The organism is Rhodanobacter hydrolyticus (assembly GCF_044904645.1).
This window is the reverse complement of sequence record NZ_JADIKK010000008.1, coordinates 4,412,886-4,428,323: the sequence shown is the minus strand read 5'-3', so window position 1 is coordinate 4,428,323 and position 15,438 is coordinate 4,412,886. Positions and strand designations below refer to the sequence as shown.

The 15,438-nt window shown below is 62.1% G+C and carries 16 protein-coding genes and 1 pseudogene; 10 read left to right on the top strand and 7 right to left on the bottom strand.

What is annotated here, in order from left to right:
- The first annotated feature begins 27 nt into the window (after positions 1-27).
- The 8 genes from ISP25_RS22350 to ISP25_RS22315 all read left to right on the top strand — a co-directional run bounded on the left by ISP25_RS22350 (position 28) and on the right by ISP25_RS22315 (position 8,113).
- Positions 28-798 carry a substrate-binding domain-containing protein gene (locus tag ISP25_RS22350; RefSeq protein ID WP_404611832.1) on the top strand — a complete coding sequence of 257 codons (771 nt, stop codon included), beginning with the start codon at positions 28-30 and terminating at the stop codon, positions 796-798.
- Entirely contained in the window at positions 782-1,471 is a 690-nt protein-coding gene (locus ISP25_RS22345) for a c-type cytochrome (RefSeq protein WP_404611830.1), read from the top strand. Before ISP25_RS22350 ends, ISP25_RS22345 begins: the two co-directional genes overlap by 17 nt.
- Positions 1,468-2,475: a c-type cytochrome gene (locus ISP25_RS22340; RefSeq protein ID WP_404611828.1), complete on the top strand. Its 1,008-nt coding sequence runs from the start codon at positions 1,468-1,470 to the stop codon at positions 2,473-2,475. Before ISP25_RS22345 ends, ISP25_RS22340 begins: the two co-directional genes overlap by 4 nt.
- A 75-nt stretch (positions 2,476-2,550) precedes the next feature.
- The gene (locus tag ISP25_RS22335) at positions 2,551-3,195 is read left to right on the top strand and encodes a YceI family protein (RefSeq protein WP_192157447.1); all 645 of its coding nucleotides are present in this window, start codon (positions 2,551-2,553) and stop codon (positions 3,193-3,195) included.
- A gap of 62 nt (positions 3,196-3,257) precedes the next feature.
- A complete protein-coding gene (locus ISP25_RS22330) occupies positions 3,258-4,529 on the top strand; it encodes a thiolase family protein (RefSeq protein WP_404611826.1) in 1,272 nt (423 codons plus the stop codon).
- A 282-nt stretch (positions 4,530-4,811) separates the two neighbouring features.
- Complete coding sequence (locus ISP25_RS22325) at positions 4,812-6,701, top strand: amidohydrolase (RefSeq protein WP_404611824.1); 1,890 nt, start codon at positions 4,812-4,814, stop codon at positions 6,699-6,701.
- Positions 6,680-7,144, top strand: a complete 465-nt coding sequence (locus ISP25_RS22320) for a DoxX family protein (RefSeq protein WP_404611822.1) — start codon at positions 6,680-6,682, stop codon at positions 7,142-7,144. Before ISP25_RS22325 ends, ISP25_RS22320 begins: the two co-directional genes overlap by 22 nt.
- Before the next feature lie 39 nt (positions 7,145-7,183).
- Entirely contained in the window at positions 7,184-8,113 is a 930-nt protein-coding gene (locus ISP25_RS22315) for a glyoxalase (RefSeq protein WP_450088472.1), read from the top strand.
- Positions 8,114-8,328: 215 nt separating this feature from the next.
- Here the strand turns inward: ISP25_RS22315 and ISP25_RS22310 are convergent.
- The 3 genes and pseudogenes from ISP25_RS22310 to ISP25_RS22300 all read right to left on the bottom strand — a co-directional run.
- Positions 8,329-8,589 (bottom strand): annotated as a pseudogene (locus tag ISP25_RS22310) (LysR substrate-binding domain-containing protein); the annotation flags it as partial.
- A gap of 15 nt (positions 8,590-8,604) precedes the next feature.
- Entirely contained in the window at positions 8,605-8,760 is a 156-nt protein-coding gene (locus ISP25_RS22305; RefSeq protein WP_404611820.1) for a type 2 periplasmic-binding domain-containing protein, read from the bottom strand.
- Between the two features lie 300 nt (positions 8,761-9,060).
- The gene (locus ISP25_RS22300; protein WP_404612076.1) at positions 9,061-9,993 is read right to left on the bottom strand and encodes an alpha/beta fold hydrolase; all 933 of its coding nucleotides are present in this window, start codon (positions 9,991-9,993) and stop codon (positions 9,061-9,063) included.
- On the opposite strand from ISP25_RS22300, the gene ISP25_RS22295 reads away from it, so the two are divergent.
- Positions 9,926-10,261 carry a hypothetical protein gene (locus ISP25_RS22295; RefSeq protein WP_404612094.1) on the top strand — a complete coding sequence of 112 codons (336 nt, stop codon included), beginning with the start codon at positions 9,926-9,928 and terminating at the stop codon, positions 10,259-10,261. The two genes, ISP25_RS22300 and ISP25_RS22295, sit on opposite strands and share 68 nt — an antisense overlap.
- Before the next feature lie 214 nt (positions 10,262-10,475).
- Here the strand turns inward: ISP25_RS22295 and ISP25_RS22290 are convergent, their stop codons facing one another.
- The 3 genes from ISP25_RS22290 to ISP25_RS22280 form a co-directional block, all read right to left on the bottom strand.
- Positions 10,476-10,925 carry a DUF302 domain-containing protein gene (locus ISP25_RS22290; protein WP_404611818.1) on the bottom strand — a complete coding sequence of 150 codons (450 nt, stop codon included), beginning with the start codon at positions 10,923-10,925 and terminating at the stop codon, positions 10,476-10,478.
- Between the two features lie 152 nt (positions 10,926-11,077).
- Complete coding sequence (locus ISP25_RS22285; protein WP_404611816.1) at positions 11,078-14,008, bottom strand: sensor histidine kinase; 2,931 nt, start codon at positions 14,006-14,008, stop codon at positions 11,078-11,080.
- A gap of 161 nt (positions 14,009-14,169) precedes the next feature.
- The gene (locus tag ISP25_RS22280; RefSeq protein WP_404611814.1) at positions 14,170-14,346 is read right to left on the bottom strand and encodes a hypothetical protein; all 177 of its coding nucleotides are present in this window, start codon (positions 14,344-14,346) and stop codon (positions 14,170-14,172) included.
- A gap of 90 nt (positions 14,347-14,436) precedes the next feature.
- Between ISP25_RS22280 and ISP25_RS22275 the strand changes: the two genes are divergently transcribed.
- Entirely contained in the window at positions 14,437-14,730 is a 294-nt protein-coding gene (locus ISP25_RS22275; protein ID WP_404611812.1) for a hypothetical protein, read from the top strand.
- Positions 14,731-14,869: 139 nt separating this feature from the next.
- Here the strand turns inward: ISP25_RS22275 and ISP25_RS22270 are convergent, their stop codons facing one another.
- Positions 14,870-15,391: a Dps family protein gene (locus ISP25_RS22270; RefSeq protein WP_404611810.1), complete on the bottom strand. Its 522-nt coding sequence runs from the start codon at positions 15,389-15,391 to the stop codon at positions 14,870-14,872.
- Positions 15,392-15,438: the final 47 nt, after the last annotated feature.

Below are 15,438 nucleotides of genomic sequence, written 5' to 3'. Positions count from 1 at the left end.
CCGTCGACGTCGCCATGGGAGCGGCTCATGTTTAAGTCATTGTTGTTTTCCGGCCTGATCGCCCTGGCATCGAGTTCGGCTGCCAGCGCAGCCGACGTTCTCCACGTATACGGCCCAGGCGGCCCGGCGCCCGCCATGCGCGAGGCGGCCAAGGTGTTCGGAAACGCCCATGGCATCGATGTCGAAGTGGTCGCCGGGCCGACGGGCAAGTGGGGCGCGGATTTTCAAAAGAACGGCGACATCATCTACAGCGGCTCGGAAAACATGATGAGTGGATTTCTGGCGCAGTTTGCCGGCGTGATCGATACGGCCACGGTCAATCCCCTCTATGTCCGACCCGCAGGGATTCTGGTCCGGCCTGGCAATCCGCGGCACATCCACGGCTTCGAAGATTTGCTCAAACCGGGCATGCAGGTAATGGTGGTGGAGGGGGCAGGGCAGGTCGGCATGTGGGAAGACATTGCCGGTGCGCGCGGAAACGTCGACGCCGTCCGTGCCTTTCGCATGCACATCGTGCGCTACGCATCGAACAGTGCCGAAGCGCTGAACGCCTGGCAGGCCCAGCCTTCGATCGATGCCTGGATCATCTTCCCCATCTGGGCGGTAGCCCATCCCGGCGTGGCGGATGTGGTCCCGCTGTCGCCGCCTTATTTGATTTATCGGGATTGCGGCGTGGCGCTTACCCACCAGGGCGAACGGCAGGCCAATGCACGTGCTTTCCTTGAATTTCTCGGTGGGCCCGAAGGTCGCCGCATCTTCGTCAGGTACGGATGGACGGATCATGCTGCTGCGAATTGACAGGTATCCGGCTGCCTGGATGCTCTTGGGCGTTTGCCTCGCAACGACTGCGCCGGGTATTCGTGCGAGCGACACCCGAGCGACCGCGACCGGCGCCAAGGCCATCGCAGCCCAGGGCGATGCGCAGCGCGGAGTTCCGCCCTGCGCGGGCTGTCATGGCGCGGAGGGCCAAGGCAACGGCCTGGCTGCTTTTCCGCGCCTCGCGGGCCTTCCCGCACGGTATCTCCGGCAACAGCTCGAAACGCTCGCCGACGGACAGCGCAACAGCGCGGTGATGTCCTCCATAGCGAAAGCGTTGTCGCCGGACGAGGTCAGTGCATTGTCCGCTTACTATTCCGAGCTCCCGGTACCCGCCTCGTCACCGCAGCCTGCCGGTTCCGATCCCGCAGCGGCGGCAGAGCTGGCGGAACACGGACGCGCCGACGATAGGCTTCCTGCATGTGTGCTGTGCCACGGTAGACGCGGTGTCGGTATCGGCGACGATTTCCCGCCGCTCGCAGGGCAATCGGCGACGTATATCGCCAACCAGCTCGAAGCCTGGAAAGCCGGCGCGCGACCTGCGGGACCGATGGGATTGATGCCCCGTATCGCCGCCAAGTTGTCCGAGTCCGACATTCGCGGCGTTTCCGCCTATTTCGCGGCGCAGCCCGCTACGCGAGATGTTCAGCCATGAGTGCGATCGCCCGTTCCATTGCCGCGGCTGCGGCCCTGTTCCTTGCCGGCGCGGTGGCGTACGTCTCATCCACAAGGGCCAAGGTAAGCAATGCCACACCAAGGACGGAGGCCGCCGTTGCGTCGACGCCTTCCCCGCAGGCGCCATCCGACAGCAAGCGTTCCGCTTTCATTCCTCCGCCTCTCAACGCGATGCCAAAGGACGACTTCGGAAAAATGGTCCGCCTCGGCGAGCAGATTTTCGAAGATCCCGCGCACCACGCCAGTGCCTATGTGGGTAACGATCTCCGCTGCAGCAATTGCCATCTGGATGCGGGACGCCTGGCGAACTCCGCCCCCATGTGGGGAGCCTATGTGTCCTACCCGGCGTATCGGTCAAAGAATGGCCACGTCAATACGTTCGAAGAACGACTGCAGGGCTGCTTTCGCTTCAGCATGAATGGCAAGGCGCCTCCGTTGGGAGACAAGGTATTGGTCGCGCTGGAGAGTTATTCCTATTGGATGTCGAGGGGAGCACGCGTAGACCCCGACATTGCCGGGCGCGGCTATCCGAAACTCGACAAACCGCCGATGCCCGCAGATTACAAACGCGGACAACAGGTCTACGACGAGAACTGTGCACTTTGCCATGGAGCTCATGGCACGGGGCGTCAGGCCAATGATGGAAGCCCCGGCTTCCCGGCGCTGTGGGGCCCCGATTCATTCAACTGGGGCGCAGGGATGGGGAGCTTCGAAAACGCCGCGGCCTTCATTCGCGCCAACATGCCGCTCGGGTTGGCCGGGAGCCTGAGCGTGCAGGACGCCTGGGACGTGGCCACGTTCATGGACAGCCAAGAACGCCCGCAGGACCCGCGCTTTACAGGTTCCGTCGCCGAAACGCGCCAGCGCTTTCACAACAGTTCCAATTCCGCCTACGGCACGGTCGTCAATGGCCATCTGCTGGGCAGCGACTCGATAACGAGCGGCGGACATCCGAGAGCAACGGAAACAAGTTCGAGACCGTGACGTCGTGGTCGCAATTGCGAGCGCGCACCGTCGCCGTGCCTGGGACGTGGCCCTTACCAAAACTTAGGATCGAAGATGAAAAGCTTCAACGCCTCCGTCGCCATCGCTGCCGCATTCCTGCTGTTCACAACGGCTGCGACGGCGTTCCAGCAGGGCCATGGTTCTCCCGAAGATGCGAGCGCTTCGGCCCAGTACAAAACGCTCAATCTCACCAGGGATCCGGCAGCGGCGACGGGAGGCAGCTACAGGCTCGATCCGCATCACACCTCGGTCACTGCGAAGCTCGCACATATGGACCTGTCGCGTTACACGCTGCGTTTCGATGCAGTCAGCGGCGGATTTTCATTCGACCCCACTCGTGCGACCGCTTCGAATCTGCAGATTTCCGTCGACCCGGCATCGGTCGACACCGGCGACCAGGCTTTCGACAAGAGAATTGCGACCCGGTTTTTCGAAAACGGCAAATACCCATCCATCACATTTGCGTCGTCGTCGATCACGATCACGGGAGATCACTTTTCCGTCGATGGCGTCCTGGATTTCCACGGGGTCAAGAAGCCGGTATCCCTGAGCGTCGTCTATCGGGGCTTCACCCATGGGCGGATGGGCTTTTCGGGTGAGGCGACTTTCAAGCGTTCCGAATTCGGCGTCGGAGAATGGGTGCCTCTGGAGGCGGATGAGGTGACCCTCCTGATCGAGACGGAATTCGTCAAGACATGAGCCATTTCCAGATTTGAGACGCCAGACCCGCTGGTGCGGCATTGCGGCTAAAGGACCGACTCATGACACGCTTCAAGCAAGCTGTTTATCTCGCCCCCGGGCTTCGTACTCCCTTCGGACGCGGCGGCGGTGCGCTGGCCGCTTATGACGCATTGAGCTTGTCCGTACCCGTCGTTCGCGCGATGGCCGAACAAGTCGCGGGCCGAAAGCCTGATCTTTTCCTGTGGGGATCGGTCATCCCCAACCTGGGGTGGAGCAACCTCGCGCGCGAAATCTGGATGGACGCGAAATTGGATGCCGCCGTGCCGGCCTATTCCGTCGTCCTGGCCTGCGGTACCAGCATGACGGCTGCGTTCTCGGCAGCCGGCACGATCGGCCCGGGTGTCGACGTCGTGATGGTGGGCGGCTCGGAAGTCATGAGCCGCCCGTCGCTCGGCTTGACCAGCCAGGCCAACGATCGCCTGCTCGGGCTTTTTGCCACCGACCCTGCGCAGGCGGTGGCGGCATTGGGCAGCCTGCGAGCGACGGATTTCAACCTTCCCACCAAAGGCTGGGCCAACCGCATCACCGGTCGCACCATGGGCGATCACATGGAAGAGACGGCGAAGCAATGGGGCATATCCCGCCAGGCGCAGGACGAGTGGTCCTACCGCAGCCACCAGAAAGCCATTGCCGGTTGGGAAAGCGGATTCTTCGGTGACCTGGTGATAGCGCTGCCGGAATTGGCCAGGGACGCGAATCCGCGCGCGGACACTTCCTTGGAAAAGCTCGCCGCATTGAAGCCAGCCTTCGACAAGAGCGGCCTCGGCACGCTGACTGCCGGCAACTCGTCGTCCATTACCGATGGCGCGGCGGGCCTGTGGGTCATGTCAGACCAGGGGCGCAGGCGGCTGCCCGCGAACTTGCCGACGGTCAGGCTTCTCGACTACGAAATCGCGGCAGTCGATTTCCACAAGGAAGGATTGCTGATGGCACCCTCGTATGCCATTCCGCGCCTGCTCGACCGGCATGGCCTGTCTTTCGAGGACATCGCGCTATGGGAGATCCACGAAGCCTTTTCGGCGCAGGTGCTGGCCAACGTGGCCGCGCTGGAGAAGCCCGGATGGATTGCGGAAAAGACGCACGTCACCCGTGACTTCGGCCGCTTCCCCTGGGAGCGGGTGAATCCGAACGGTGGATCGGTCGCGATTGGCCATCCATTTGGCGCCACCGGAGCCCGCGATTTGAGTCAGGCGGTCAAGGAGCTTGCAGCCATGCCGCGCCCATCCAAGGCAATCGTCAGCGTGTGCGCCGATGGCGGCCAAGGCGTCGTCGCGCTGCTCGAAAACGGCTAGTGCGGCTTGGTCGTCCGATACGGACCGCTGGCAGCCAAGGAGAAGGCTTCGTGTCGATTTCCACTCAAAAGACAGATTGGGCTTTCATCGAAAAAGTGAGCCATCGGCGGTCGGGGCAACTTGGCCGCGCAGAGGCCAGCACCGGATCCCGCCTGGCGACCACGTCGATCACTTCGGCGAGTGTGGCGGCGGGGTAACCCGGCGGGTCAAACCACATCGCGTCGCACAGTCGCCGCAGGGCACGCAGCCACCTGCGACAACCAGGAAGAAGGAGCCAGCGTCATGAGCGATACGCATACCGAACCGGAGCTGCTTCTGTACAACGGACGTTTTGCCACGCTCGATCCGGACAAGCCGCGGGCGAGCGCCGTCGCCATCGCCAACGGACGACTGGTGGCGGTGGGCGACGATTCGAGCGTGCTGGGTTCGGCGGGCAACGCCACGCGAAAGGTCGACCTCGGCGGTCGTTGCGTGCTGCCAGGGTTGATCGACAACCATCTGCACATCATTCGCGGTGGCCTGAACTACAACATGGAGTTGCGCTGGGACGGCGTACGTTCGCTTGCCGATGCGATGGACATGCTGCGGCGGCAGGTCGCGATCACGCCGCCACCTCAATGGGTTCGTGTCGTCGGCGGCTTCACCGAGCACCAGTTTGCCGAGAAGCGCCTGCCGACCATTGCCGAACTCAACGCGGCGGCACCGGATACGCCGGTGTTCCTGCTGCACCTCTACGACCGCGCGCTGCTGAATGCGGCGGCGTTGCGGGTCGTAGGCTACACCAGGGACACGCCGGAGCCGCCCGGGGCTCATATCGAGCGGGACAAGGCAGGCAATCCTACGGGTTTGCTGCTGGCCAAACCCAATGCCGCCATCCTGTATGCGACGTTGGCGAAAGGGCCGAAGCTGCCCTTCGACTACCAGCTCAACTCCACCCGCCATTTCATGCGCGAGCTCAACCGGCTGGGCGTTACCGGCGCCATCGACGCGGGCGGTGGCTCCCAGAACTATCCGGAGGACTATGCCGTGATCCAGAAGCTGTCCGAAGACGGCCAGCTGACGATCCGGCTGGCCTACAACCTCTTCACGCAGAAGCCGAAGGCGGAAAAGGACGACTTCCTCAGCTGGACGAGGACTTCCAAGTACAAGCAAGGCGACGACTACTTCCGGCACAACGGCGCCGGCGAGATGCTGGTGTATTCGGCGGCGGACTTCGAGGACTTCCGGCAACCGCGTCCCGATATGCCCGATGCCATGGAAGGGGAACTGGAAGATGTCATACGCGTGTTGGCCGAAAATCGCTGGCCGTGGCGCTTGCATGCGACGTACGACGAGACGATCAGCCGCGCCTTGGACGTGTTCGAGCGGGTCAACCGTGATATTCCGCTGCAGGGACTGAACTGGTTCTTCGACCACGCCGAAACGATCTCGGAGGCCTCCGTCGACCGCATCGCGGCACTTGGTGGCGGCGTCGCCGTGCAGCATCGCATGGCCTATCAGGGCGAGTACTTTGTCGAACGGTACGGTGCGGCCGCCGCCGCTGCCACGCCTCCGGTCGCCATGATGCTGGAGAAGGGCATCAAGGTCTCGGCCGGCACCGATGCCACGCGCGTCGCGTCGTACAACCCATGGGTTTCGCTCGCCTGGCTGACCACCGGCATGACGGTGGGCGGTCTCCGCCTCTATCCGCAGCGCAATTGCCTGGATCGCGAGACAGCGCTGCGCATGTGGAGCCAGCACGTGACCTGGTTTTCAAACGAAGCAGGCAAGAAAGGGCAGGTCAAGGTCGGGCAGTTTGCGGACCTCATCGTGCCCTGCCGCGACTACTTCGCTTGCGCCGACAGCGAGATTGCCGATATGACCTCGGACCTGACGATCGTCGGCGGCAAGATCGTCTTCGCGGCCGGAAGCTTCCGGCACCTGGATGAGGATCCCTTGCCGCCGGCGATGCCGGACTGGTCGCCCGTCCGCATGTTCGGCGGTTACGCAGCCTGGGACGATGCCAGCTCCGCCGTGGTGCGGCAAAGCCACGCGAATGCCTGCAGCTGCGCCCGTGCCTGTTCGATCCACGGCCACGACCACATGACGGCCTGGTCGGCCACGCTCCCGGTATCGGAGCCGGACCTGAAGTCGTTCTGGGGTGCGCTCGGATGCGCTTGCTGGGCAGTATGAGCGTGAATGCGCCGCGGTATGCCATCGGTATGCCGGCCATCGTTGCCGTCATCCTGAGGGCGCCGGCGACAGTGTGGTTCGCACGCATCGGCCTGACCTTGCCGTACTGGTGGAGCGGCGTCGACAAGCTCACTCACCCGCAGGCAACCCTGGAAGAGTTCCATGCCACAGGCTTGCCCGCGTCGTGGCTGCTCTATGCGCTCGTCCTGGCGGTGCAACTGGGCGGATCGGTCGCGATCGTCTGCAATCGCCACGCATGGTTGGGAGCGGGTGCCCTGGCGATATTCACGGCTTTCGCGACCTGCCTGGCACACGGCTTCTGGAAGCTGGCCGGCGCGGCGCGCTTCGCCGAGATGAACGTTTTCATGGAACACATCGCCCTGATCGCGGGCCTGGCGCTCGCGGCGCTCTTCAGCTATGCGGGCCAAAGACCTGCCGCCTAGCTCCCATCCAATCCACCATCCCATCGGGAGAGGCACTTCATGCACATCCAGTCATGCACCAAGATCACCCGTATGGCGATCGCCATCGCCTCGGTCGCGCTGTTGTCGGCAGCACCCCTTTCGACCGGCTTGGCGAAGGAAGCGGCAAGCAGCGCTTCAAGCGTCGCCGTCGGCCCGCAATACGATTCCACCCATGTCTATATCGCCCCCGGCGATTTCGACGCTTTCGTGAACAGTTTCACCGGCACGTTTGGCGGCAAGCCGTCCGCGCGCGGCACCTTCAATGTATTGCCGGTGCCCAGCAGCACCGAAGGACAATATGTCTGGACGCCCGTGGGCATGCTGTCGACGTTCGCCTTCCTGACTCCGATCCCGTATCCGTTCGGGCAGGAGCGCACCGGCTACCTGGTGACCGACATGGATCAGGCCATCAAGGAGGCGCGTGCGGCAGGTGCCGAGGTGATCGTCGATAAGTTCAAGGACGCGATCGGTCTCGACACGGTGATCCAGTGGCCCGGCGGCGTGAAGATGCAACTGTATTGGCACTTCAAGGCGCCCTCCTATGCGTCCATGGAGACGGTGCCGGACAACCGCATCTATGTATCGCGCGATACCGCGGACACGTTCGTGCGCGACTGGCTGCGCTTCTCGCACGGGAAGGTGGTTTCCGACGATCGCAAGGCCGATGCGGGCGAGATCGGCAAGCCTGGCGAAACCTACCGGCGCATCCGCATCGACTCCGGTTTCGGCAAGATGCAAGTCAACGTGACGGATGGTCATCTGCCGTACCCGTTCGGTCACGAGATCACCGGCTATGAGGTCAAGGATCTCGACGCCACGCTGGCCAAGGCCATGTCGAACGGGGCGAAGGTGCTGGTGCCTCGTTACGACGGCAGCGATCGCAGTTCGGCGATCGTGCAGTTCCCGGGCGGATATATCGCGGAGGTGCATGCCTCCAAGGCGCGCTAGATGCCCGGTCGGGAGATGCGCGCTTTTGCCGAGTCCGAACAGTCTTCGCCTGTCCGGTGGCTGGCGGCGCGTGGAACCGCGTCGCCAGCCATCCTTTCCCTTGGCAGCCGTGAATAGCCGCCAGCGGATCTGTGCCTGTGGGTGCTTAGGCCAAGCTATCGGGGCCGGGAATTGCTTCCGGGCCGGGCGGCGGACTTCCATCGCCATCCGTTGCTTCATTTTCTGTAGCGAAGCGCCTCGACCAGCAATGCAAAGGCGGGAGAGGGTTGGCGCCTGCTCGGGTAGTACAGATGGTAGCCGGGAAAACGCGGGCACCAGTCGTCGAGTACTTGTTGCAGTCGGCCGCCTAAAATGTGCTCGCTGACCATGTCTTCTGGAAGGTACGCGGCGCCGAAGCCCCGAAGAACTGCGACGTGGATACGCTCGATGCTGTTGAAGGTCAGGCGGCCTTCCACACGCACATTGAGCGGGTGACCGTTCTTCTCAAACTCTCATGTGTACAGGCCGCCATGGGTGAGGAAGCGGATATTGATGCAGTCGTGCGCCATGAGGTCATGCGGGGTCCGGACAGGGCTACGCGTCGCGAAGTATGTCGGTGTTGCCACCACCACCAGGCGCGTGGGCGGACCGATCGGTATCGCGATCATGTCTTTCGCGAGCTGCAGGCATCGCTGACGAGCGATGGTTCGAGTGGCTGTTCCGCACGATCGTTTCTCCAAACCTGGGACAGGGCTTGCGCGAGCGACGTATGGCTTTGCGGGGAACAAATTCGCGGATGGCGCCGCTTCAACCATTGGGCGAAGAAGTCCGTAGTTGATCGCCAACAAGAGTGAAGATCAGCCGGCAATTCCCATCGCCAACCCGGTCCAGCAGCCCACGGTCCGCACCGCCTGGCTCGAACACTCATGAGCGGCTGTTCACAACGACAACCCATGTTCGGATCAGTTTTACGACACGCTGCGCACCTTGCGATTCATGAAATTGCGAATCAGGCCGGCAGTCTCGTTTGCGTTCGTTTCCAGTGCGAAGTGCCCGGTGTTCAACAGGTGCACTTCCGCGTCCGGAATATCCCTCTTGTAGGCTTTCGCACCCGCAGGCAGGAAGAACGGATCCTGGTCGCCCCATACAGCCAGCAGTGGAGGCTGGTGCTTGCGGAAATATGCCTGCCACGTCGGATACAGGGCCACGTTGGTGCGGTAGTCGAGTATCAGATCCAGCTGGATGTCATCCATGCCGGGGCGGCTGATATACGCGGTATCCAGGGTATAGCCGTCCGGCGATACCTTGAGAGGGTCGGCGCCATGCAGGTACTGCATGCGTATCGCTTCCGGCGAAAGCGCATCGCGGCAAGCTTCGCGCGTTTGTTCCGACGGGGAGCGCCAGTAGGCCTGATACGGGCCCCACACGTCGCTCAAACCTTCTTCGTAGGCATTGCCATTCTGGCTGATGATTGCAGTCACGCGTTCCGGATGCGCCGCCGCAACACGGAAACCGGTTGGTGCGCCGTAGTCGAAAACGTAGAGCGCATATTTCGCCAGATTCAGCGCCTCGGTGAAGTGCGTCACCACCTGCGCTAGGTGGTCAAAGGTGTAGTCGAACTGCCCGCGAGGAGGTGCTTTTGTGTTGCCGAATCCCGGCAGATCGGGTGCGATCACGTGGTAGTCATCCGCGAGCAGGGGAATCAGGTCGCGGAACATGTGGCCGGCAGTGGGATAGCCGTGCAGCAGAAGCAATACGGGTGAGCCCGGTCGGCCGGCTTCGCGATAGAAGACGTCGACGTTGCCTACTTTCTGAGTTTTATAGGTAAGGGTCATGGGTGAATTTTCCTGGGTGGAGTTCGAGGCACGGAGCCGTTTTGCGGAAAAACCGGAGCGGTCCATCGCATCTGCGATTTGTGCGGTGGCCAGGGCGATCGAGCCGAACAAGAATGAAGACAGCACGTTGCGCCGCTTCACATTGATGCTTTCGATAGGGGCGGTTTTCACCTTGGTTCCTCGATTTATCCGTGGCATTGCCCGAAGTCGGGTATGGACTCGTGGTCCGTCGACGACTCAGGCGGTGTTTTTGACTGCATCAGCAAGTACTTTCACCTGGCGTATTCGGGCGGTAAGTGCGGATCACGTTCGGGTCCGGTGCTTCGGCCAATGACCGTTCCGTGCTGTATCGGCTGGCAAATGCCGCGGTCGGCTCGGCAGGTACGGGCATGGTCATCTCTTCAAGCCATAGCTCGAGCTGGCCGCCGGACGCGATCCTCGATCGCAGTTCGAGTGCCGTAGCGTTCATCGCCTGTCACCGGTCGGACGGGTTTCACGGCGTGCCGGCGTCCATGCGATGACGAATTTCCGGAGCGATGCCATGGAGGTCACGACTCGATCGCCTTCACGAGAAGCTTCTGCGCCGGCTCCAGTCGACCGGCGAGCGCTGCGGGTACGTCCGATGTTTCCGGTGTCGGCACGATGGGACGGAAACCGACGATGGTTCGATGGTCGGCGTCTTCCCTGACCAGAACGTGCAAGGGCAGATCCAGGGCACTGCGCGGCGAGATCAGCGTGATGGGCGTTCTGCCCTCTGCCTTTCCATAGATGAGGACGACCGTGGAGGGCATGCTCAGCCCCGCATCGCGCGCGTTCGCGGCCTGATCGATGGTTGCGAACAGCTTCATGCCTGCGTTCGAGATCGCTTCGTACGGTCGCTCGACCGTCTTCTCGAAGGTGAAAGGGCTGCCGAATTCGATCGCGGAGCCGAAACCTGGGTGAGTCATGTGCATCTCTCCCGGCAGATTCGATAGGTCTGGCCAGGCGGAGGCGTTCATTCCCGAAGGCCTCGCCACCATGCAAGACTAGGCGCAGCAGGGCGTCGCCGCCTCCTTCCAAAGAGGTAGTCGCGGCTTTCGAAGTCTTGGGTTGTCAGCGACTGAAGGATCCCGGCATCGAGTGCGAAACGGCCGCTGGTGAACTGCGGTCGCTAGCGAAACCAGTGCCTGCCTGCATAGACGAAACGTGCAGAAATCCTCAGGGTTGCGCGGGTTCCTTTTCCGGATGGCGCCGTACCGATGGTAAATCGGCCACCGATCCGGCGCGCCCTTTCACGTATGCCTTGCAAACCCCAGTGCCCCGATTTCCCATGCATCAGGGCTGGAAGGTCCGCACCCCGACCGTCGTCAATGACCGTGATGTTCAACTCGCGTCGACCGTAATGCAGTTCGACATGCAGGGCGCTTGCCTCCGAGTGACGGAAGGCGTTGGTGACCAGCTCGCCGACGATCGCATGGACATCGCCGGCCGCCGCTGCGTTCAGTGGCCGCGGCTTGCCCTCCACATGCATTGAAAATGCGGTGGGATACATTTCGCTCAGACGATTTGCCTGGCGAGCAATGTCGGTGGGCAAGTCTTCCAGCGGCTCGGTCAACGAACGCAGTTCTCCGATCTTGTCGCGGCCTTCGTTCAGCGCGTTCTCGGTGACGGAAAGCGCCTTGGCCAGTTTTCGCTTGACGGCGTCCTCGGTCACGCTCCGCGCGGCGACCTCCACGTGCAGCAGCAGGCTTTGAAAGTTCTGCAGGATGGTGTCGTGGAAGTCCCGGGCCATGCGTTCGCGTTCACGTGTCCGCGCGTTGAGCTGCGCATAGATGTGCCTTACATGCATCAGGTACAACAATCCCAGCCCTGCGAGCGCGATTGCGAGGCACAGCACCTTGAACCACCAGGTCTGGTAGAACTCGGGCAGGATCTGAAAAGCGAGGTCGGTGGGCTGACCGGTCCACGCCCCATCGGCGTCGGATGCTTCGACCTGAAACAAGTAGTGGCCAGTTCCCAGATTGGCGTAGTGGGCTTCGCGTCGATCGCTGGCCACCTGCCAGTCGTCGTCGATACCTTTGAGGAGGTAGCGAAAATGCGACTCGGAGGGCGTCGAGAGCGTGGGTGCCGTGTAAGCGATGGTGATGCTTCGGGTGCCTTTCTCCAGCGCGGGAACAGACGCTCCGGAAAAACGCACGTCATGATCGTTGATTGATTTGATCGATACGCGTGCCGCTGCAGGGATGGATGGCATATGCAGTGCATCGATCGAGACCAAGCCCTGCAGCGTTGAAACCCACAGGCGACCATTGTCGGAAGCCAGCAGGCGCCTGGGGTTTTCCACGCCATCGGCTGGATCGAACAAGGTGTATGCGACCGCATGATCCGCTGCAGCCAGGGCCAACCGGATCTCCGTGCCGGTTACGCGGTACAGCCCACGGGGAGACGCTATCCAGACGTCGCCGTCGGGCAGTTGGATGACGTCGTACGCGTTTTCAAAGCGCTCGCCATGCGTGCCAACAAGCCGGTGAAAATGCGCACCGGTTTTGACCGAGATACCGCCATCACCCGCGATCCAGAGGCCGGAGATACCTTGACGCAGTTTGTTGAGCCCGCCCAGATCGAGCCCGTTTTGCGCCGAGTAGGCAGTTGTCTTTCCCTGCTCGACCGATTTCAACTTGCCTGAGGAGAAGGCAAGCCATGCCCGCGTGCCTTCGAGCTGGATGCTCGTGGCCATGCGGGGCTCGATGGCGTTCCAGGCGTGGCCGTCCCAGCGGACGACGCCGCTGAATCGCATCGAGACCCACAGCGAACCGTCGCCCGCCAACTGCATGTCCACGCAGTATTGCTTCAGGTTTGCTGGCAGCGCCTGTGGTCCCGGTACCGGGGGGGCAGGGATCTCGCTCACCTGGCCATGGATGTAGTGCTGGATACCCTTGTCACCACTGAACCAGACGCTGCCATCCGGGCTGCTTGCCACGCAAGGTGCGGAGCCGCCAAGCTCCGGATGCGTCGTGACTGTCTCGCCGATGCGGAGCGGTGGTGTGTCCGAGTTGCTGACAATCCATACCCCATGATCGCTGTCTTCAGTCATCGCCGGCCACAGGACGGGCAGGGGCAGTACCAGCGGCACAAAACGGGTGGCACGAAATTGTTCCAGTCCATTGGTCGTGGCAATCCACACGTTGCCCTGGCTGTCGCTGAAGTCGGCCGTGACCTGGATGTCGGAGTGATTGTCGGAGGCCTCGACGTTCTCCGTGACAAGTTGTTGCTGGCCGGACGGATTGTCCGCGTGCAGCCGCGTTAGCTTGCCGTTGGTGGGTACCCACAATGCACCGGCCTGATCGACGATGAGATCGGCCGTCACGCCAGCACTCGGATAGACGGTGCCAGCAGGCAGGTTGGCCATGGCTGCAATGCCTTTGTCCACGGTGTCGCGCTCGAAACGCCGGGTGCCTGGACGGAGGCGATACGCGGCGCCTGGGGTAAAGATCCAATAGGACCCATCCACACCCGTACCTGTGACCCACATGAATTTCGCATCGATGCCCTCGGACGGGCCGGCAGGACGCCAGGCGCCGTCGTCGAGCCGGTAGACCCTGCCCGATGTCACTACCCAGAGCGTGCCGTCGGCCATCTGCTTGAACGACATGATGGTGGCTTCGCTCAGGCCGCGGTTCATGGGTTCGGCGATGCCGTTATGGACACGCGTTACCGCCCCGTGCACGCCGCCGATCCAAAGATTTCCATCCCTGTCGCCATACAGCGCAGTAATCGCTTCGGGGGGGAGCCGGCCTTTCAGCATCGGCTCAACGTTCAGACCGTCAAAACGAAACAATCCGGTGGGTGCGCCAAGCCACAAATAGCCGTCCTTGTCCTCGGTGATGGCATAGATCGTTGATGGTAGACCGTCCTTGACCGTGAACAGGGTGCGTCGAAGCTGCGACAACTGCAGAAATGCCGGCTTGGCAGTTACCTCGCCGGAGCTGGCCGGTCGAGCGCTGGCGTGCGGGGTGGCGGCGATGGCCACGCAGATCAGCAGGCACCAGCATGCAAGGTGGCGGACGGCAATGCAGGCACGCGCTGGAACAAGACTTTTCATGCGGCCAGGCAGTCCTCGATGCGTCGTTGCTGGAACTCACAGAACAGAAGCATCGCGCTATGCAATGCCGTTGCCGCTCTTGTGCAAGGTTTCCCCAGGTCGGGCCAGGACCGTGCGCAAAGATCTTTGCCGACGGCTGGCTTCAGCCGTCCGGGCCATCTTCAACCGCTGATCACGGGAGTGTCGTCTGTTTCTGGGAAATCGGTCAACACGAAACCTTTGGCGAACTGGGTGAGTTTGCTGGCGGTGTGCTGCGCCGGAGGCGGTCGTCCGTCGATCTCGCCAGAGCGCATCCTGCGCTTTGCTGTTGCAAGTTCATCGGTCTGGACGCCCGTCATGCCAGTGGCAACGGTGAACGGGACGATATCTTGGAGCCACTCGCCGGGCTGGCGTCAGGCAAGGATCGGCCCTGGGTGCTGACCAGGAACATGACACGCAAGACATTAGCTGCGACGTTGGGGATACGCGGGATCGCACCGTCTATCGCGCGCAATACCAGCACCGGTGGCCACAGCACCGTGCCGCGTGCCGTGGCGCGCGCTGGTGACTGCAGCATCAGCCAGAAGATCCGCAAGCTGATCGAGCAGGGCATTGGCTACATCAAGACCATCGGCGGGCCGCGCAAGCTGTCGATGGTGGGCACCTCTGCGGTGCGTGACTGGATAACCTGGGCATTTGCTGCCTACAACCTGATCGGCCTCGGTTGCAGCAGTGGGGGATGAGCGCCGTCACCGACGTGAGCTACGACGGAAGGTGTACATATGCAGGGTGGAAGATCGTGTCTCGTGGCTGCCACAAGACCAACCATCCATAGATCCCGGTTATGAAACATGACGTAGGACAGTGGATTAGCGGGATCGATCAGCGTTCGCGAGAATGTGGATGCGAGGTTTCATATAGAAACCACACGCGACGCTCCGTCTCGTCGATCCAATTCTCCAGCAGACTGGCCGTGGCGACGTCGCCATGTACGTCGCAGACCCCGTGCACTTCACGCAAGACGGCAGCAAGGTGCGAATTGTCCTGGGCCAGCTCGGCGAGCATGTCGTCTGCCGTTACGAAAGGCGCATCGTTATCGGGTACGCGTTGCATGCGAGCGATATGGCCAATTGAACGAAGTGTCGTTCCGCCGAGTTTGCGCGCGCGTTCGGCGATCGGGTCGGTCATGGCGAACAGCTGATCGCTCTGGTCGTCCAGCATCAGGTGATAGTCGTGAAAATGCGGACCTGCCAAGTGCCAGTGAAAGTTCTTGGTCTTGAGGTAGATGGCAAATACGTCGGCGAGCACTCCTTCGAGGGCTGCGCTTATGTCACGGACGGCCTCGGAGGAGAGGCCGGACAACCCGCGGGGTCGGGAAATTTTATGATCAGATGTTGCCGACATGGCCGGTGATCCTCATCGTTGGGGGAATGATCGCTTGCGCGGACATG